Source organism: Dyella sp. ASV21, assembly GCF_016428975.1.
Classification (GTDB): Bacteria; Pseudomonadota; Gammaproteobacteria; order Xanthomonadales; family Rhodanobacteraceae; genus Dyella.
Genome location: NZ_JAELTT010000316.1, coordinates 1 through 319 on the forward strand (window position 1 = coordinate 1; position 319 = coordinate 319).

Consider the following 319-nt stretch of genomic DNA (forward strand, 5'->3'; position numbering starts at 1 on the left):
CCCCCCCCCCCCCCCCCCCCCCCCCCCCCCCCCCCCCCCCCCCCCCCCCCCCCCCCCCCCCCCCCCCCCCCCCCCCCCCCCCCCCCCCCCCCCCCCCCCCCCCCCCCCCCCCCCCCTCTTTACTGATCCGGCGACCACCGAGATCTACACCCGAACGTTGTCGTCGGCAGCGTCAGATGTGTATAAGAGACAGCTATGAAGGCGGCCACGAGGCCTTGTCGCAGCTCTCTTTTGAAGTGGGGGCTGGCGAGATGGCGTTCGTCACCGGTCACTCCGGGGCCGGTAAAAGCACCCTGCTCAAACTCCTCGGGCTGATCGA

At 73.7% G+C, this 319-nt stretch carries 1 protein-coding gene; it reads left to right on the forward strand.

The window, feature by feature from the left end; all coding sequences use genetic code 11:
- Positions 1-176: 176 nt before the first annotated feature.
- A partial coding sequence (locus JHD67_RS21785) for an ATP-binding cassette domain-containing protein (protein WP_199101208.1) occupies positions 177-319 on the forward strand: 143 nt, incomplete at its 3' end.